At 54.6% G+C, this 19,177-nt stretch carries 15 protein-coding genes; 9 read left to right on the top strand and 6 right to left on the bottom strand.

Annotated features, from left to right (window positions below; all coding sequences use genetic code 11):
* Positions 1 to 49: 49 nt before the first annotated feature.
* Positions 50 to 2,728, bottom strand: coding sequence for a VPS10 domain-containing protein (locus JFL75_RS12790; RefSeq protein WP_215627065.1), 2,679 nt, complete (start codon positions 2,726 to 2,728; stop codon positions 50 to 52).
* 172 nt (positions 2,729 to 2,900) lie between these two features.
* On the opposite strand from JFL75_RS12790, the gene JFL75_RS12785 reads away from it, so the two are divergent.
* The 7 genes from JFL75_RS12785 (at position 2,901) to JFL75_RS12755 (ending at position 11,918) form a co-directional block, all read left to right on the top strand.
* Positions 2,901 to 4,118: an alanyl-tRNA editing protein gene (locus JFL75_RS12785; RefSeq protein WP_215627064.1), complete on the top strand. Its 1,218-nt coding sequence runs from the start codon at positions 2,901 to 2,903 to the stop codon at positions 4,116 to 4,118.
* Positions 4,119 to 4,129: 11 nt separating this feature from the next.
* Positions 4,130 to 4,639: a cob(I)yrinic acid a,c-diamide adenosyltransferase gene (locus tag JFL75_RS12780; protein WP_215627063.1), complete on the top strand. Its 510-nt coding sequence runs from the start codon at positions 4,130 to 4,132 to the stop codon at positions 4,637 to 4,639.
* A gap of 76 nt (positions 4,640 to 4,715) precedes the next feature.
* Positions 4,716 to 5,927, top strand: a complete 1,212-nt coding sequence (locus JFL75_RS12775) for a TetR/AcrR family transcriptional regulator (protein ID WP_215627062.1) — start codon at positions 4,716 to 4,718, stop codon at positions 5,925 to 5,927.
* 152 nt (positions 5,928 to 6,079) lie between these two features.
* Complete coding sequence (locus tag JFL75_RS12770) at positions 6,080 to 7,480, top strand: TolC family protein (protein ID WP_215627061.1); 1,401 nt, start codon at positions 6,080 to 6,082, stop codon at positions 7,478 to 7,480.
* 6 nt (positions 7,481 to 7,486) lie between these two features.
* Complete coding sequence (locus JFL75_RS12765) at positions 7,487 to 8,440, top strand: efflux RND transporter periplasmic adaptor subunit (protein WP_215627060.1); 954 nt, start codon at positions 7,487 to 7,489, stop codon at positions 8,438 to 8,440.
* Positions 8,441 to 8,454: 14 nt separating this feature from the next.
* Positions 8,455 to 11,646 carry an efflux RND transporter permease subunit gene (locus tag JFL75_RS12760; protein WP_215627059.1) on the top strand — a complete coding sequence of 1,064 codons (3,192 nt, stop codon included), beginning with the start codon at positions 8,455 to 8,457 and terminating at the stop codon, positions 11,644 to 11,646.
* The gene (locus tag JFL75_RS12755) at positions 11,643 to 11,918 is read left to right on the top strand and encodes a PG0541 family transporter-associated protein (RefSeq protein WP_215627058.1); all 276 of its coding nucleotides are present in this window, start codon (positions 11,643 to 11,645) and stop codon (positions 11,916 to 11,918) included. Before JFL75_RS12760 ends, JFL75_RS12755 begins: the two co-directional genes overlap by 4 nt.
* Positions 11,919 to 11,954: 36 nt before the next feature.
* Here JFL75_RS12755 and JFL75_RS12750 read toward each other — a convergent pair whose 3' ends face one another.
* Positions 11,955 to 12,956: an aldo/keto reductase gene (locus JFL75_RS12750; RefSeq protein WP_215627057.1), complete on the bottom strand. Its 1,002-nt coding sequence runs from the start codon at positions 12,954 to 12,956 to the stop codon at positions 11,955 to 11,957.
* 38 nt (positions 12,957 to 12,994) lie between these two features.
* The gene (locus JFL75_RS12745) at positions 12,995 to 13,783 is read right to left on the bottom strand and encodes a PilZ domain-containing protein (protein ID WP_223292646.1); all 789 of its coding nucleotides are present in this window, start codon (positions 13,781 to 13,783) and stop codon (positions 12,995 to 12,997) included.
* A gap of 309 nt (positions 13,784 to 14,092) precedes the next feature.
* Here JFL75_RS12745 and JFL75_RS12740 point away from each other — a divergent pair, with 309 nt between their 5' ends.
* Entirely contained in the window at positions 14,093 to 15,139 is a 1,047-nt protein-coding gene (locus JFL75_RS12740) for an FAD:protein FMN transferase (protein ID WP_215627056.1), read from the top strand.
* Positions 15,140 to 15,264: 125 nt separating this feature from the next.
* Here the strand turns inward: JFL75_RS12740 and JFL75_RS12735 are convergent, their stop codons facing one another.
* Positions 15,265 to 16,308 carry a peptidylprolyl isomerase gene (locus JFL75_RS12735; protein ID WP_215627055.1) on the bottom strand — a complete coding sequence of 348 codons (1,044 nt, stop codon included), beginning with the start codon at positions 16,306 to 16,308 and terminating at the stop codon, positions 15,265 to 15,267.
* A gap of 71 nt (positions 16,309 to 16,379) precedes the next feature.
* Between JFL75_RS12735 and JFL75_RS12730 the strand changes: the two genes are divergently transcribed.
* Positions 16,380 to 17,978, top strand: a complete 1,599-nt coding sequence (locus tag JFL75_RS12730; protein ID WP_215627054.1) for a hypothetical protein — start codon at positions 16,380 to 16,382, stop codon at positions 17,976 to 17,978.
* Between the two features lie 282 nt (positions 17,979 to 18,260).
* Here the strand turns inward: JFL75_RS12730 and recR are convergent, their stop codons facing one another.
* Both recR and JFL75_RS12720 read right to left on the bottom strand, forming a co-directional pair.
* Entirely contained in the window at positions 18,261 to 18,848 is a 588-nt protein-coding gene (gene recR, locus JFL75_RS12725) for a recombination mediator RecR (protein WP_215627053.1), read from the bottom strand.
* 3 nt (positions 18,849 to 18,851) lie between these two features.
* Complete coding sequence (locus tag JFL75_RS12720; protein WP_215627052.1) at positions 18,852 to 19,172, bottom strand: YbaB/EbfC family nucleoid-associated protein; 321 nt, start codon at positions 19,170 to 19,172, stop codon at positions 18,852 to 18,854.
* Between the last annotated feature and the right edge of the window lie 5 nt (positions 19,173 to 19,177).

Genomic DNA, 19,177 nt, shown 5'->3' with positions numbered 1-19,177 from the left:
GCGGCCGGTTGGCACGAAGCGGATACGGTATCCAAGTGTAAAAAATATATTATCCGCCGTTTTTAAATAATCCTATCTCAAATAACGCGGAACCGATGATGCCCGAAAAGTCCCCGGTCACCGCCACACTGGTCCACAGCCGCGAACCAGCCGGATAACATTCATTCCAGGTCTCTCCTCTGTTAAATGAAATAACGAGAGGACCCGCTCCGGTAACTTCTTTTGAATAGCTGTCTATTGTTGAACATCCGGTTACGGCGATTCCCCGGCCGTCGTCGGAAATTGAAATGCCGGTCCACTGTTTCACGGTTACGGGAATCGTTTTTGCCGCCCAGCTCTCCCCGCCGTCCGCGGAAACATAGACCTTATTGTTCGTTATTTCCGTCAAAGCTATATACCTGCCATCTGCGGAGACCGCGGTCCCGTTGACATTAATGTATTGGGCACCGCCGGGTGATGTTTTCGTCCACGTCACGCCCTTATCGTGTGAAATCCATACTTCAAAACCGGCGGCTATTATCGTGTTTCCGTCAGCGGACAATCCGTACGCCGGGAATGAAGAGTTGTTACTATCCCCTGGTTTCAATATTTCACGCCAGGAGGAGCCCCTATCCCCGGATACCATCATTCTTCCGAAATCATTGGCAAATAAAATGGTATTACCGTCGTCGGACACAAAAGCAGTGGGATACGTCCATCCCCCGGAAACCGGCACAATACTCCAGGAATTTCCTCCGTTAACGGATATATGGTGGGTTGTGTCGGGAAATTCATATGAAGTAGCCGCGATAACCTGCCCGTTCCCGCTGGCCGCCGCATCCCGCCAGTCTCTCCTCCCGGCGCTTTCTTTTTCTGTCCAGGTCTGGCCTGAATTGGTACTCACCATGAGTTTGCCTTTCATATTGTAGGAATTGGCGCTTCGGAAAAAGGCAATCCCTGTAAGGCCGTCCCTGGACATCCTGACCCTTCGCCAGTCCCGGTATCCGATATTTTCCCGCACGGTCCAGGAGGCGCCGGAGTCGGTGGATGTCCGCGGGTAACTGGAAAAGGATCCATCTTCGTCCGCGGAGAGGGCCAGCAGTTTGCTGCCGTTGTTGGATACCGCGAGGGTGACGATCCATGGTTTTTCGTCGGTGGTCAGCAGCTGAAATTCACTTCCGTTGTCGGAACGCCAAAGGTAGTATTCGTTGTCCTGTGCGTTGGGATTGGAATCTTTTTTCTTGGTGCAGAAGAGTTTGCTTCCGTCCTTTGAAAAATAGATGCTGGTGACATAGTAGCTGGAGAACCAATTGTAATTCAATCTCTTCCAGGATGCTCCGCTGTTATCGGAGTAGTATACCTCCTTGTACCATGAATCCGCCTGAAAGTTTGTCGAAACCGCCATTTTCGTTCCATCGCCGCTTATGGCCAGGTAGGTGCTGTATGTCTGGCCAGTGTCCGGCGTTAGTTTTGCGGTTGTCCATGTTATCCCATAATTTTCCGATGTATGAATATGGGTGCCGCGGTCCGGGAAATCGGTTTTAGTTCCCAGGGCGATTACCTTTGCCCCCGACGATGTACAGGCGATATCCGTCCAGGTGTTGATGGCTGCGGGGCGTACAATTTCTGTCCAGGTAGATCCGTAATCGGAAGACCTATAGAGACCGGAAATTTGATAGCCCGTGGTCAGGATGTATATATCCTTTCCCGTGTCCGACATGCGGACTGCGGTTATGGTGCCGTCGCCCAGCTTCTGGGGGACGGACCATGAATTCCCGCCGTTCCGGGAAACAATAATCCTGTTGTCACCGTAGTTGTAGTCATACGCCGCCGCGATGGTCTGCGCGTCGGATGAACAGGCAAGGGCACTCCATGACTGTGATCCGGCGGCTTCGCATTTTGACCAGGTCGCGCCCGCGTTATTCGAACGATAAATATCCTTTATTTTCTGGCTGTCCACATATGTGGAACTACCCGCGATTATAAGTATATTTCCGTCATCGGACCCGGCGGCGTACCGCCATGCATTGGTTGACCGTGATCCGTTGAGGGCGGTCTCGGTCCAGGATGTATAACCGGCGGTTTTGAATGTGAGCGTATAGGTCCTGTTTGTTGTTCCGTCCTGAGCGCATACGGTGATAACCGCCTGACCGCCGTTGCTGGCCGTGACCGGCCCGCTTTCCGACCCTGATACGGCTTCTGAGCCGTTGATTTTTATTGCCGCCCCCGGGCCCCGGGCAACCGGGGTAAGGGTAACCGATCCCGCGGAATCCGGGATTATGACCGTATATGCCCCGATGTCACCGGAAAATGCCGGGGTAAAAATCCCCGCGGAGAGCCCCAGCTGGGTAAGGCGCGCTTCATTGCTGGGTCTGTCCTTGACCGTATACTCCGCGCTGACAATATCGGAATCGGTGAATCCGCTCTTTTTGGCGATCAGCCGTAGGGTTACCGCCTCTGTTATTACCATCGAATTCCCCGAAGCGGAGGACGACGTCGGATTGGTGCCGTCGGTGGTATAATAAAATGTGACCCCGGCGGTGTCACATAAAAAAGAGACGGTCTCCGGAACGTTTTCAAGTTCACCCTGGGGTATTGAAAACGATGGGGCCGCCACTTTTACTTCCGCGGAACCGGATGGTCCGCCGGAACCGTCTCCGGAGGTGCCGCCGGAACCTACCGGGTTGTCGCATCCGGACAATGTCCCGATAAAAAGTGCCAGTACCGCAAACCAGGAATACCTTTTCATAGCTTTCTCCAAAAATCAGGTAATATTTTTGTGGAAACGAATTCAAACGACCTGTACTATCAGACCAGGCCTGTTTATGCCAAGTATACCACGCATAATAGGTACTTTCTATTTTTCTATTCCATTTCTTGCCGTGGTTGCTTCCCGCCCAATTCTCGGTAATACTGGTACCATGAAAACCGAAACCGCATACTATACGATTCCCGCCGGAGAAACAGTATCCGCGGAGATATTGGAAATAATTCCGTCGGGGGAACTCTGGGGAGTGATTCTGGATACAACGCCCTTTTATCCCGAGGGCGGCGGCCAGCCCGGGGACCGGGGCACGGTAAACGGTTTTCAGGTTCTCGATGTCCGGGAAGAAGCCGGGGAGATCCTGCATTTAGTATCCCAGGAGGACGGCCTGAAACTCAGCCCCGGGCCGGCGGAACTGCGGGCCGATCCCGGCCGGCGCCGGGATTTAACGGTCCACCATACGGCCCAGCACCTGCTGTCGGCAACTATCCTTAAACAGACCGGGGCCGCCACGGTTTCCATGCACCTGGGTGATGCTGTTTGTACTATTGATGTTGAAAAAGATGAATTTACCCCGGAAGAACTGGTCCGCGCGGAGGAAGCGGTTCAGGATGCCATTGAGTCGGATACGCCGGTGGTTCTGCACCTGTGTCCGCCGGAGGATATACATTCCTTTCCTTTGCGGAAGGTCCCGCCCCGGGGAGAAGCGGTCATCCGGGTGGTCGAAATCTCGGGATATGACTTTTCTCCCTGCTGCGGAACCCATCTGGGTTCAACCGGCCAAATCGGCATACTGCGTATCCTGGGGGCGGAAAAATACAAAGGCAAAAGCCGGATATCCTTTATCGCCGGGCGCAGGGTTCTCCGGGACAGCCGCCTGCTCCGGGAAAATGCGGACGCAATTTCCCGGGTGCTGAAAATTCCCCCGGATCAGACCGCCGGCGGGGTGCTTGCCCTGCTGGAGCGGGCTAACCAAATGGAAAAAAAGCTCCAGGTAAACGAAGATGAATGTGCCCGGTTTGCCGCGGAAGAGATGATCCGGGAAGCGGGATTAGCCGCCGGAAGCGGTCCGGCGGTGGTGGTGCGCCAATTCCCTGATAAAGATATGGATACCGTTCTCCGCATCGCCCGGGCCGCGCAGAAGATGAGTCCCGCGGTGTTTGCCCTTGCCTCTCTCAGGGACGGAAAATTCGCGGTTCTGACATCGGACAAAGGTATCGACCTCCGTCCGTTCCTTAAGGATGCCCTGGCCGAGTCGGGAGGGTCCGGCGGCGGCGGCGCGTCGTTTTTTCAGGGAAGCCTGCCATCCGGGGATTCCCTGGCCGCGTTTCTTGACCGGATGCCGGCGCTGCTCGCCCCGGCGCGCGGGAATTAGGGAGGATTTCCATGGGAATTTCAACCGGCGGCGGAGACCGGGGCGAAACCGGACTCCTGTCAGGCGGACGGGTATCCAAGGACGATCTCAGGATCGAATGTCTCGGAACCCTGGATGAACTCAGCGCTTTTCTCGGCGATGCCCGATGTTCCGGGATCTCTGAACAATCGAAAACCGCCCTGGAAACGGTGCAGCGGGATCTTTTCGAAGTATGTGGACTCCTGGCCGACCCCGGGAATTCCCGGCCCGATGGTTCCGTTTCCGCTGCCGCCGGCCGGATCACGGAGGATATACAAAAGCTGGAAGCGGAAAACCCGGTCCAATGCTTTGTCCTTCCCGGAGCCGCCCCGGGCGCCGCCAAACTTGATATCTGCAGAACCGTCTGCCGCAGGGCGGAACGCCGTATCGTCAGCCTGGCCCGGAGAGATGCGGTTCCTTCCGCGGTGCTGCGTTACATGAACCGGCTTTCGGATTTTCTCTTTATCCTGGCCCGGAGGGAAGAAAAGGGCAGTAAAATATAACATTTTGTTATTTTTTCCTTGTTTTCTCTTGACCGGGTTAGTATTTTTGTCTATGTTAACGACCGGTCGGTAACTTATGACGCAGACAGATATTATTGATGCTGCCTTCACCGTTTGGGGGGAGGACTTTTATAGGAATACAAGTCTCTCCAAGGTAGCCGACCATCTCGGTGTTACAAAACCCGCGCTGTACCGCCACTTTAAAAACAAAGACGCTCTTCTGGATGCCATGTACCAGAATTTTTTTAACCGGTACAGCGCCTATATAAAGCCTTTTTTTGAAAAAGCCCTTCAAACCGAAGCAATGGTGGACGGGGTTCTTACCATGGTGCGGGGCATTGCCGGATTCTATCTTGCCAATCCCGACGCTTTCTGTTTTACCATGATGGAAATATACGAGAACACCAATCCCTGCCGGAATATGAATGAACAGATGACCGCCCGGGGAATCGATTTTTCCCGGCTGTATTCCCTGGAAAACTGTTCCGGCGTTTACCCTTCGGCTATACATCTGGCGGGAGTAACGGCTTTCTTTATTATCAGCCTCAGATATAAATCCAACTGCACCCCTGAGCGGGCGGTGGACCGCCGGGAATCAGATGAAATTATCCGTGACATGGAAGTAAAAATTTCCAGCGGTCTGGGGTTCAATAAAGGGGAAATAGACACCATTGATTTTTCCAGGCTCGAAGCGATTGTCCGTGAAAGCAGTTTCGAAGAAGAAGACGACAGTCTCTTAGCGGCTGTCGCCCAGGTGGTGGCCGAAGCCGGCCCGTGGCACGCTTCCATGGATATGGTCGCCCGCCGTTCCGGGCGGTCGAAAAGCGGCCTCTATTTTCACTTTAAAAACAAAAAGGATATGCTTTCCCGGTTTTTTATTACCGAAATGGAACGCATAACCAACCGGATTGAAGCGGCGGTGGTCCGCTCTCCGGTGATTGCGGAGCAGCTGTACCTGGCGGTGTTTACCATCGCGGAATACCTCCGCAGACGTCCCGAAATTCTCGTTGCCTTGGACTGGATCCGCGTTCAGCGGATCGATGTGGAAATCGACGCTTCGCCGCAGATGTACCGTATCTTCGCGCAGCTTCAAACCAAAGGAAGCGGAACCACTATTCCGGATACCTATGATGCTTCCTATTCGGACAAGATTTCCCAATGGATGCTTTTTCTGATTGTCACCGTGCTTATGCAGAAAGACAAAAAAGGCAGAAACTATTCTGAAATTCCTGATAAAAGTATCAGAATTCTATACAAATTTATGGTTTTAGGCCTGGAAGGATGGTAATTTGTGAAATGTTTGCGCTATAATCTAAGAACTTACATAAAACGGCAAGAAGCCGTATCCGGCCGCGCAATATGCGGGCCATTACAGCGAACTGTCTTTTCGGCTTCGGTGGCAAACCACGTTCCGGAAAGCAAGTTACAAGGAGTCTCATTATGACCACAACCCTCCGCGGTGCCGGAAGGGGGCTGACGCGTCTGCCCCTGCTGGCACTTCTCTTTTCCGTGTTCGCCTTTCCGGTATACGGCCAGGAAGTCCAGCGGATGACCCCTGATGAAGCGGTCGAACTGGCCATCAGAAACAACCTTGGCCTGGAATCCACCCGGATTACCACGGAAACAAAAAAACGGACATCAAAGTACGCCTGGAATTCCCTGGTTCCCACGGTGGATATCGGCGGTACCCTGGGCCGGCTTAATTCTCCCTCCACCGGAATGACCATAGGCATCGATCCCGTGACCGGGACGGTGGTTCCCTATTCCTATGAAGTTCCCCAGTGGGTATTATCCGGCAGCGTCTCGGTGGGCCTCAATATCAACTTCGGACTTTTCGAAGCCATGCGCATGCTCAGGCTGGACTATGAATCAGGGCTTATTTCCTATGAAAAGGCGAAATCACAGCTCGAACGGGATGTCCGCAAGTCCTATTACCAAATTCTCCTGCTTCAGGAAAACCTGGATCTGATGCATGAAAATCTCGCCACCGCCCAGCGGCGGGTAGAGATGGCGGACGCCAACTACAACGCCGGTCTTGCCCCTGAGCTGACCCTGCTCCAGGCCCGGGTCGCCATGGAAAACCTTAAACCCGCCATGGATGAGCTGGAAAACGGAATAAAAACCAGTATCGCGGCTTTCGCCATGAATCTGGGGCTTCCGTACGGGACTGAAATAGATTTAATCCCCGCGGGCGAGGAACTGGATTACGTATTGCTCAACACGGAAGAGCTTATTTCCAAAGCATCTTCAAACAAGCCGGATATCCTGGAATTAAAACAGAACCTGACGCTCCTCCAGAGCCGCAGAAAGGCGACTTTTTTCCAGGTGTATACCCCGACTCTTTCCCTGGCCTGGACCGCCGATCCGGCCTTCCAGGGTGATCCCCTGTCGGATTCCTGGTTCATGGACGACGGCTGGAAGCAGAGCAGCGGTATGTTCCGGGTTACCCTGGCGTACCGGCTCAGCAGTCTCCTGCCGTTTACCTCCGAAGCCCTGGGAGTAAAGGAACTGGATGACACCATCCGGAGCCTCAATATCTCCCTGGCCCAGGCTGTCCGCGGCACGGAAGTTGAAATCTACAGCTATGTGCTTCAGCTTGAAAAATCCAGGGGAAACATCGAGGCGCTCAAGCTGACGGAAAACCTGGCGAAACAGAGCTACGATCTGACGGAACAGGCCTTTGAGGCTGGGCTTAACGATTATTTCGAAGTCCAGAACGCGGGGCTGGAACAGCAGAAAGCCCGGCTGGAAGTTCTTAAGGAAAAATACAATTACATAATGGGTCTTATTGACCTTGAATATGCCATGGGAGTGCCCTTCGGCACCCTTTCCAGGAGTTAATGGATCATGAAAAAAATGAAACCCAATGGATTAGCGCTTTCAGCTTTTGCTGTTGTGATTTTACTGGTACTTTCGGGCTGCGGCGAAAACGCCCAGGCCGGGGGCGATAAAAGCGGCGAAGAGGCTGTTCCCGTATTTGCCGTCAACACAACCACCGCAGTGCAGGGTCAGATCAGCGATTACCTGATGCTGTCCGGCGATATTGTGGCGGGATCCACGGTGGATGTGTTTTCCGACGCCGCGGGAAAGATTACCGCGCTGCGCGTTGCCGTGGGGGACCGTGTCTGGAAGGACACCCCCATCGCGGTGGTTGACCCCTCCCGCCCGGGCATGAAATACGTTCCCGGCGTCGCGAAATCACCGATCGCCGGTACAATCGTTTCGCTTCCGGCCCAGGTCGGTATGACCATCACCCAGGCAACCCCGATTGCCCGGGTATCCGGCGGCGGCGCCCTGGAGATAAAACTCTTTGTGGCTGAACGCTTTATCTCAAAGATGGCCCTGGGTCTGCCGGCGGTGATCACCCTGGACGCGTATCCCGGGGAATCATTCCGGGGATCTATCAGCGAAATCAGTCCGGTGGTTGATCCCGCGTCACGGACCATGGAGGTCCGGGTAAATGTGGAAAATCCCGGATCGAAACTCAAGGCCGGCATGTTCACCAAGGTGCGGATCATTACCGAGCAGAAAGACAATATCGTAAAAATTCCATCCACCGCGATGGTCCAGCGCTTCGGTGAGAATTACGTATTTACCGTTGAGCCTGATCCCTCTGACCCCGCCTTTAAAATCGTGCGGCGGAAGGTTGTTACCCCGGGGATTCTGATTGACGGGGTGCTTGAGGTTCAGCAGGGGCTCAACGCGGAAGACGAGATCGTTGTCAGAGGGCAGAGCCTTCTGGAAGACGGAGTCCGGGTCAATGTGGTAGAACACACCGCTCCGCTGAGCGCAACAAACTAAGGCAGGATTAATTAATGAGTTTTGCAAAAACCGCAGTTTCCCGACCGACAACGATTTTTATAATCTTTGTCATTCTTATAATGCTGGGTCTGTTTGCGGCGTTTAACCTCCCCATAGACCTGTACCCCGAAATCGATATGCCGATTCTCGTGGTTATGACCACTTATACCGGCGCCGGACCCGAAGAGGTTGAGCGCTCGGTGACCCGCCTTTTGGAGGGGGTCCTCTCGAATGTTTCGAGTCTGGAGAAAATGACGTCATCGTCGTCCAAAGGATCGAGTGTGGTCATGATGGAATTCTCCTACGGGACGGATCTGGCTGACGCCTCAAACTCCGTCCGGGACAACCTGGACATGGTCAAACGGTACCTGCCCACCGGGTCGGACACACCCATGATCTTCAAGTTTGACCCTTCCATGATTCCGATCATGGGGCTGATGGTGACGGGCAACCGGTCACCGGAGGAGCTCCGGGAAATCGCCGAAGATACGATTCTTCCCCGGATAGAACAGGTTCCCGGGGTCGCCATGGGAATGGTGGCCGGCGGACGGGAAAAGATCATCCGGGTTGAAATCCCCCAGAGCCGGCTCGAGGCGTACGACCTTACGGTAACCCAGATCCAGTCCATGCTGGCTACCCAGAATACCCAGGTCGCGGCGGGGTCCATAACCGAACAGGGACTCTCATACATTCTGACCACCATGGGCGAGTACACCTCCCTGGATGAGATACGGTCAACGGTAATCGCCTACAAGGGCGGCGGTCTGGTAAACGGACAGGTTGAACCGTCCCGTACTATCCGGCTCCGGGATATCGCGGACGTATTCGAGGGATACAAAGATGAAGAAAACACCGTTTACGTAAATGGCACCCCCGCTGTCCAGATCCTGGTGCAGAAGCAGAGCGGCAAGAACTCGGTGCAGACCGCCAATGAGCTTCGGACGAGGCTGGTCCGCATCGCCCGGGAAATTCCGCAGGATATCAAGATTACCGAAATATTCAACACCACTGATATTATCGAGAATTCGATCAACCAGGTATCATCCTCCGCGATCCAGGGAGCGCTGCTGGCGGTCCTTATCCTGTTTATTTTCCTCCGGTCAATCAAACCGACACTGATCATCGGGATCACCATTCCCGTATCCCTGCTTTTTACCCTGATGTTTATGTATTTCGCCGGACTTACCCTCAACGTTATGACCCTGGCGGGTCTTGCCCTGGGGGTCGGTATGCTTGTGGACAACTCCATCGTTATATTGGAGAACATCGTCCGGTACCGCGAAAAAGGGGCCAAGCTGAACGCTTCTGCGGTGCTTGGTACCCAGGAAATGATAGTCGCCATTGTGGCTTCTACCCTAACCACCATCTGTGTATTCGCGCCGCTGGTTATGTTCCAGGGCCTGCTTGAAATAGTCGGCGAGATGTTCGCCGGACTGTCCTTTACGGTGGTTATCTCCCTGGGTACATCCCTGCTGGTAGCTATTATTCTCATTCCGGTGCTGGCGAGCCATTACCTCCCCGTTACGACCCGCAAACAGAAACCCCTCAAGGGCTCTCTGGGTAAGGTTGACGGTGTTTTTGAGCGCTTTTTTGTGCGGCTGGATAATGCCTACCGCCGCGCCGTGGATAAGGTGCTCAGGCACAAACTGATAACGATTGGGATCATTCTTGTCCTTTTTGTTGGGAGCCTTTTCCTGATCCCGGTAATCGGGTTCGTGTTAATGCCCAGCCAGGAGGCGGACTCGGTTACGATCAATGCGTCCCTTCCCGTGGGAACGCCCCTGCCTGAGACCGAAGCGGTGATGAAGCAGCTTGAGGTGATCGCGGAACGGGAAGTGGAAGGGTACGAACGGATGATATTGAGCGCCGGTGACTCAGGATTTTTCGGCGGATCCTCAAGCTACAAGGGCAGCCTCCGGATCAACCTGCTGGATTACAATGAACGGATCGATACGGCGGACGATATTAAAGCGAAACTCAGAGAGCACTTCAATGAGTTCCCCGGGGTTTCGTTCTCCTTCAGCAGCAGCGGCGGCGGCAATATGATGGGAGGAAATCCCGTCGATATTATTATCCGGACCGAGGATCTCGTCAAAGGCAAAGTCATCGCCGACCGGATTGCCGACCTCCTTCGGGAGCGGCTGCCGGAGGTTACCGAACCCACGGTGGATCTCAATGACGGGCTTCCCCAGGTTGAGCTTGTGATTGACCGGGAGCGGATGTACGCTCTGGGGCTCAACACCTACACCGTGGGGAATGAAATCAAGGCGGCGGTGGACGGAATCACGGCAACCAAGTATAAAACCAGCGGCAATGACTACGATGTGGTCGTCATTCTCGCGGAGGCTGACCGGAGTTCCCTCCCTGATCTGGACCATATTTTTGTCATGAGTCCCGCGGCGGGACGGGTTCCCCTGTCGAATTTCGCGTCCTACTCTCTGGGAACCGGACCTATCGATATCAACCGGGAAAACCAGAGCCGGGTTATCCACGTTACCGCCGGTACGGTGCCCAAGGCCAAGCTGAATGAGGTAGAGGAAAAGGTCCGTAACCTTATTGCCTCTGAGATTCCCGCTGAGGATGATGTTATCATCGAATACGCCGGCGACTACGCCGACCTGATGAAGTATCTGCAGCGTCTCGTGCTCATCATGGCGGTGGCGGTGCTCCTGGTATTCGGGGTCATGGCCAGTCTCTTCGAATCCTTCAAGGATCCGTTTATTATTCTCTTTACCATACCGCTGTCGGTAATTGGTATCGTGGCCATCTATCTGGTCACCGGCGATACCTTCAATATTCTGACCGCGGTAGGGCTTCTCGTTCTGGTAGGGGTTATCGTAAATAACGGTATCGTCCTTGTGGACTACACCAACCTGCTCCGCAAACGGGGGATGAATCTCCATGACGCCTGTGTGGAAGCCGCGGGAAACCGGCTCCGGCCTATTCTCATGACAACCCTGACCACCGTACTCGGTCTGCTCCCCATGGCATTCTTCCCCGGTGAAGGGTCGGAGTTGGTGGCGCCCATCGGGAAAACCGTTCTGGGGGGCTTGTCCTTCGGAACCCTGATGACCCTCTTCCTGATGCCCGCGATCTACGCGATCATGAACAAACGCTCCGATGAGCGCCGCGCCAAGGCGGAAGCCCGGCGCCAGCGCATCGCCGCGGGTATAACAAAAAAACAGGCCCGGGAGGCTGAAAAATGAAGCGGATAGAAATCATGGCGAACAACTCCGTGGAGGAGAATATCCTTGAGGCGTTTCTTGATGCCGGCGTGGGAAAGTATTATACGAAGTACAACAGCGTACACGGCGTCGGCCGTTCCGGACCCAAAATGGGGGATTCCGTATGGCCCGAGGAGAATTTTACCTTGGTGATCTGGTGCGACGAAGATGAAGCCCGGATGATCCATGATGCCCTCGCCAAAGTTAAGGAACGTTTCCCCGATGAGGGAATCAAGATGTTCGGATTGGATTAAATGAAATAAAAAAAGGCCGCCTTCGGGCGGCTTTTTTTATTTCCCCTCGGACCCGAGAATCCTGTCGATCTCCCCAAGCTCTTCCGCCGAAAAGTCCAGCTTTGCTATGGCCGCGATGTTTTCGGTGATCTGTTCCGGCCGGCTCGCTCCGATCAGGGAACTGCTGACCCGTTCATCCCGGAGGGTCCACGCTATGGCCATCTGCGCGAGGCTCTGGCCCCGTTCAAGGGCAAGCTGCTGCAGCGCCCGGATTTTTTCGAGGGTTTCTCCGGTTATCGAATCGGTTTTTAAAGAGGTCCTTCCCGCGGAAGCCCGGGAATCGGCGGGTATGCCATGGAGATATTTATTGGTGAGAAGCCCCTGGGCAAGGGGCATATACGCCATAATACCGATGCCCTCTTCGGCGCAGACATCCAGAAGGCCTTTCTCGATGGTTCTCTCAAACATATGGTACCGGGGCTGGTGGATGAGACAGGGTGTCCCCATTTCCCTGAGAATCACCGCGGCCCTGCGGGCGGTATCCGCCGGGTAATTCGAGATCCCCGCGTACAGAGCTTTTCCCGACCGGACAGCCTGGGCAAGGGCCCCCATGGTTTCCTCCAAAGGCGTTTCGGGATCGGGGCGGTGGGAATAAAAAATATCCACATAGTCGAGGCCCATCCGCCGGAGGCTGTCGTCCAGACTTGCTGAAAGGTATTTCCGTGACCCCCAGTCGCCGTAGGGTCCTTCCCACATGGTAAATCCCGCTTTTGTTGAAATAATCAGCTCGTTCCGGTAGGGGCGCAGGTCATCCCTGAGTATACGGCCAAAGGCTTCCTCCGCGGATCCCGGGGGCGGCCCGTAGTTGTTGGCCAGGTCGAAATGGGTTACTCCCAGGTCAAAGGCGGTCCGCGCCATGGCGCGGGCGTTTTCGTAGGTTCCTTCCCCGCCGAAATTCTGCCAGAGCCCCAATGAGACAAGGGGAAGCCGGATGCCGGAACGGCCGCACCGCCGGAACGTCATGGTGGTGTATCGGTTTTTATCTGCAATATAAGGCATACAATTCCTTTCGGACCGGCTCCGCGGAAATCCGGTTCTTACCGCAGTTCAAGATCCATTTTGGACTGAAGGTTTGACTGGATATATTTGCGGATCTTCATCCTGACATCGGGATCGATCTTCTGTGTAAAGAGGATGACGTATACCTTGGCCATGCCTTCCATCCGGGACCCGAAAACAATGCCCTCAACCTTGAGGAGCATGCTCTGGAGTTTAAGCTGTATATCCTGGAAATAGGAATTTTTCTCCAGATTCGGATCTTCCTGGAAGGAACATGACAGCCCCACGGCGCTGATATCCCGGATTGTTCCGTTGATGTAGCTCCCGTCATGGGGAATGTTTATGGTGGTCATGGTCTCATTTTCCGTAGTTGCCCGGATATATTTCCGCCGGCCCTTTGCCTCACAGGTCTGAAGGGTATCAAAAATGAGTTTTGTGGCGTTGGTTACGTTGGACTTGATGGGAATTACCCCGCAGTGCACCTTTACGGAATTTACGTATTTCCGGTGAATGGCTTCATTTCCGGAGGACGTGAGTATTCCTATTTTCAAATTGGTGATTTCCGAAGACCCCAGGAGTCCCCGGATATAGGTTTCCCATTCCTTTTCGGGCATACCATCGTCGATATTGATAAACAGAATGGAATTAGGGTACTTCTTGAGGGCCCGGCGGAGGTTTTTGTGCTCCCTGGTGCAGTATATTTCAAATTCCTGCTGAATAAGTTCCCCGACGATTTCATTCTGAACCAAAGATGAAGGATACAGAAAAAATATTTTTTTCCCGAATATATCCTGTGAATTGTTCCCGGCTTCCATAGAAATTATCATAACTCATCGGACCGCGGAAAACAAGAAGATTACTGTTTTTCTCCGGTATGAACGCCGGACAGAACAGCGGCAATATAAAGTGTACTTGGCACAGACGTATGGAGCTGCTGCTCTTGGGGGCCGTCTGATGGAAAGAAATACCCGCAGGGATATTTTTTTTCCAGCCGATACACCGCAGAATCTATTCACACCATACGTCTGTGCCGCTTCCCGGTATATCTGCGACTGTCCTGCCACACGCGGAAAAAGTCTTAGGGGTGATTCGGCATAGGTGTTGCGGCAAAGCCGAGGAACCGGTATCGTATAGTTATGCATTACATTTCATTTCATAAAACCGGAAAAGTGGTTTTCGCCCTGGTTCTGGTGTGCTTTTTTTCCGCCGTTAACGGCTGCGCCAACCAGATACCAGCTCAGTCGGAATTTGTTCTCGGTACGGTTTGTACCGTAAACCTCTACAACAGGGGTAACGCGAAGGTATACCGGGAGATATTTTCCAGACTCCGGGAAATTGAGAGCCGGATGAGCGCCAACATGGACGGAACCGATGTGGAAGCCGTCAATGCCAATGCCGGGATCGCTCCGGTGGCGGTTCACCGGGATGTCCTTGAGGTTGTTCAGCGGTCGCTTTATTTTGCCGAACTTACCGGCGGCGCTTTTGACCCTACCGTGGGGCCCCTGGTCAAGCTGTGGAATATCGGATCCGACGATGCCCGGATCCCGCGGCAGGAAGAAATAGACGCCGTTCTGCCGCTGGTGAACTGGCGCAACGTGCGGGTCGACGAAGATGCCGGGACTGTCTTTCTGACAGAACCGGGGATGCGCCTGGATTTAGGGGCCATCGCCAAAGGGTATGCCGCGGATGAGGCGGCGCGGATCATCGCCAAGGCGAGAATTCCCCGGGCTATTATTGACCTTGGGGGGAATGTTTACGCCTATGGGACAAAGGAAGGCGGCGCTCCCTGGCGGATCGGCATTCAGAATCCTTCGGGACTCCGGGGTTCCTACCTCGGGATCATGGAAGTCAGGGACAAAACCATGGTGACCTCCGGGGTGTATGAGCGGTTCTTTGAATCCGGCGGAATACGGTACCATCATATCCTTTCCGGAAAAGACGGATATCCCGTCAGCAACGGCCTCCTGTCGGTCACCATTGTTACCGACCATTCCATAGACGCGGACGCCCTGTCCACCGGAGTTTTTGCCCTGGGATACGAACAGGGCAGAGCCCTGGTGGAATCCCAGGACAACGCGGAAGCGGTATTTGTCTTTGAAGACATGAGTATCCGGGGCACATCCGGGGCGTTCAGCTACTTTTCCCTGACGGACCGGGACTACCATATAATTAACGGGGAATAGCGGAGAATCCGTATTGCTATCACCGGCCAGCCCGGAAGCGCGGAGATACAGCTGCCGGGGTCCGTCATTCACAGGGAAAGGCCCTTGGCGCCGGCACTGCGGTTTTTACACCGCAGGCGGCCTCGTTACTGATCCAGGCGGACCAGTTCCAGTTCGAAAACCAGGAAGGCGTTTGGCGGGATGGCGCCGTTTCCCGCGCCCCGCTCGCCGTAGGCGAGCTCCGGCGGAATTACGGCGAGCCGTTTTTCTCCCCGGCGCATTTCCCTTGCCGCTTCATCAAATCCGGGAATTACCCGTCCCGAGCCCAGGGGGAATTCCAGCAGCTGGCCGTGGAAATCGGAACCGTCAAAAACGTCTCCGGAAATAAACATTCCCTTATACGCCAGGGCAACGGTGTTTCCCGGTTCAGCCTTGGGGCCGCTTCCTTCTTTGAGAATCTGGTACCGCAGTCCCGAGGGGGTTACGGTGGCATTGGGGTATTTCGCTTCAATCTGGGCAATGTCGGCGTCACGCTTGGCCTTTGCTTTGCCGGCCTCCGCGGACTGGATGTCCCGCAGATACCCGTCGAACGCGGCCTGGTCGGCTTTGAACGCCTTGGCGTCATTTCCGTTTCGGATAATGGTGATTTTTTCTATAGTATCGTCCTGCTTGACAGCGTTGACCACCCGCTGCCCTTCGACGACCCTGCCGAATACGGTATGGTTGCCGTCGAGCCAGGGCGTTTCCTTATGGGTGATAAAAAACTGGCTCCCGTTGGTACCGGGACCTGCGTTTGCCATGGAGAGTACTCCGGGGCCGTCGTGACGCAGGGATGGGACGATTTCATCGGGAAAGCGGTATCCGGGGCCGCCGGTCCCGTTGCCCAGGGGATCGCCGCCCTGGATCATAAAATCGGGTATAACCCGGTGAAAGGTCAATCCGTCGTAATACGGTTTTCCGCCGGCGATGTTCATGGTTCCCTCGGCCAGAGCCACGAAGTTGCAGACCGTGAGAGGGGTCTTCTGGTATTCCAGCCGGACCACAATATCACCCCGGGATGTGGTGATCCGGGCGAAGAGCCCATCCCCAAGGGCGGTGTCCTGGGGGGAACATGATGCGGTGCTGGCAAGGAGAATCAGCAAAGCGCTGCTGAAACCGGCGCTGCCGGATATTCTGTGTGGATATTTCATGAATTCACCATACCATGTATTAGGCTCAGAACTCAATTGCAATGTATCCCTTTTTTCCCGATAATTACAGCATGAGTGTTCTCGACATCAAGGACGAACTGCTCCGGCTGGAATATCCCTTTCTTGAGCCGGATAACGATCCTGAGATTGAACGGTACTATGAACTCCGCGCCATCGGCCGATCCCAGGCGGCTTTGGATCTGTACCGGAACCGGCTCAAAATCCGGTATCCCGAGGATGAACTCCGGACCGCCATAATGCGGGCCTACCGAAGCAGGGATCCGGCATATCCCGCGCTTCTCCACAGGGCCTATGACGGACTCCGTGAGCGTTCGCTTAACCGGATAAAACGCACCATTGATTATATCGCCGGCCAGGCGGAATCCTACAATCCCAGGGATGTTTATTCCACAATTAAAACAGCGGAAAACCTGCTGATGGTGCTTCCCAAGGAAAAATTCGAAGCCGTATCCGGCATTGAACGGTACTCCCGGTACGCCCAGAGCCTCAATTACCGGGTAAAAAGCATGGCCAAAGCGGTCGAGCTTGTCCGGGCGTACGTGACCGAAACCCTGGGGGTTGTACAGGAGGAACTCCGCCGCCGCAGAAAACAGGAAGCCCTCGACGCTGAACGGGAGCGGCGGCAGCTGCTCCGGCAGGACCGAGAGTCCTATCTGCTCCAAAGAAAAAACGGCCCCGGGGCAAATCATCCGTTTATTGATTTTTCCGCCATCGAATTTTCGCCGGAAGATCTGAAGCGGATTGAAATTTCTCCGGACATCACGGGTATTGAGGATCAGACCCTGGCGTACTGTTACAAATACTGGAATCTCGTTGCCGATCCTGCTTTTGAGCGAATCCTTTTTCTGTATTCCAGGAAATTCAATACAAAAAATTACGATATTTACCTGACCATACGCCGGGGAAGGGGCACTAAAAACCGGGATGATGAAATTCTGGCTTCGGTGCTGTCATCCCTGGTGACAGGGTACTATTATTCGATCCAGGGGGATATTTACCTGCAGCGGCGCTGGAACCTTCTCAAGGCATCCCTGTCCCAGCCTGCCCGGGCGGAACCGGATGCGCCTGCCGGAACGGACCGGGTTCCCAAAAGACCCGGGCCCCGCAAACGGAAGAAAACCGCCGTATCCCGGAAAAAAAGTTCCGGGAAAACCGGAACCGCCGCAAAAACCGGCCGGCCGAAAGCCGCCCCGGGAAGTGGCAATGTAAAAAAAGTAAAAACCGGAGTTAAAAACATGGCTAAGAAGAAAAAAGCGAACCGGAAAACCGCCGGAATTCCTCCCGCGGGGAAAACCCCGGAACGGAAAATTCCCCGGACCCCGGCTCCGGCGGATACCTCCCGGAAAGTCCTGACCGGGTCCGTCTCGGACCGGCTGAGGGAACTTTCCGGCCGTTCATACGATCTGTACCAGGACCGTTTCCTCGCTAAAACCAGAGCGGCAATCAGAAAACAGCTTGGTACCAGAAAAGGTTTTATCTACACCCTTCCGGAAGAGGCGGAAAATCTCGTGTTCAGCTTTCTCCGGGACCATTATTCGGATCCATTTATGGACTGGGCGGACAGCGGTGAGCGGAAACGCCTGGCGGATCTTGGATTTGATGTAGGGTCTCTCAATCCAATAATTGACGAGGTGTACCGGAGGCTGTAGTGCTTTCAGGGTACCCGCAGTATATAACCATGCTGCAGTCCCGTAGCATGGAACTACCAATTCCTCGGGGCCCGTCATATGAAAAAAATCTCGCAGGGCGATATTTCTTTTCATACAAACCTCTGGTTTGAAGACACCCCGCGCTACCGTGTTCTCCCCATGCTGCGGGGCTTCTGCCCTTGAAATAATGCGGGTGCCCTGCCGTTGAGGGGCGCTGGGTATGGGCGGACATTTCGGGCAACGGGTGGGGCCGGCTCCTGGGGGGTGTCTGAGGAATGGGGGTTACATTTTAACCCGGCCGCGGAAACTCCGGGAGAGGGTGAGCCTGTCCGCGTATTCCAGGTCGCCGCCCACGGGCAGGCCCGAGGCGAGCCTGGTGACTTCAGCCCCGGTTTCCTTAAGCATTTTCTGGAGATACAGCGCCGTGGTGTCCCCTTCGACCGTGGGATTCATCGCGAGAATAACCTCCCGGGTGCCTTCCCTCCGTATCCGGCTTATAAGCTGGCCGATTGTCAGGTCGTCCGGGCCGATCCCTTCCAGGGGCGCAATAAGTCCTCCCAGCACATGGAACCGTCCCCGGAATTCCCGGGATTCCTCAATGACCCGTACGTCCTGGGCCCGTTCCACCACACAGATCAGCGCCGGATCCCTGCCGGGGTCGGTGCAGATGGGGCAGGGATCGCTTTCGGTAAAACTGCCGCATAGGGAGCAGCGTTTGATCCGTGTATGGAGGGATGCAATCTGTTCCGCCAGCGTATTGGCGTAGCTGGGATCGGAATCGAGCATGTGGTACGCCATCCGGCCGGCGCTTTTTTTACCGATCCCCGGAAGCTTGCTGAGCAGGGCTACCAGTTTATCAATGGCGTTCATGGGTTATCCCGTAAAGCCCGGAGGCATGCCCATGCCGCCTGCCAGCGCTCCCATTTCGGCGGTTACCGCTTCTTTTGCCTTTTCCGAGGCGTTGGCAAAGGCCGCCTTGATAAGATCCTGCAGCATGGGGATATCAGCGGGATCCACCACTTCTTTGGTTATCCGGATATCCGTAAGTTCCATCCTGCCGTTCATGTCGATTTCTACCATACCACCCCCGGCGGTGCCGGTGACAACGATGTTCCCCAGTTTCTCTTGGATGGACCCCATCTGTTCCTGTATCTTCTGGGCGTTTTTCAGAATATCAAAAGGGTTTATATTCATGGATA

This window comes from Breznakiella homolactica (genome assembly GCF_016616095.2).
Taxonomy (GTDB): Bacteria; Spirochaetota; Spirochaetia; order Treponematales; family Breznakiellaceae; genus Breznakiella; species Breznakiella homolactica.
The sequence above is the reverse complement of the archived record's forward strand: the minus strand, read 5'-3'. Positions and strand labels throughout refer to the sequence as shown.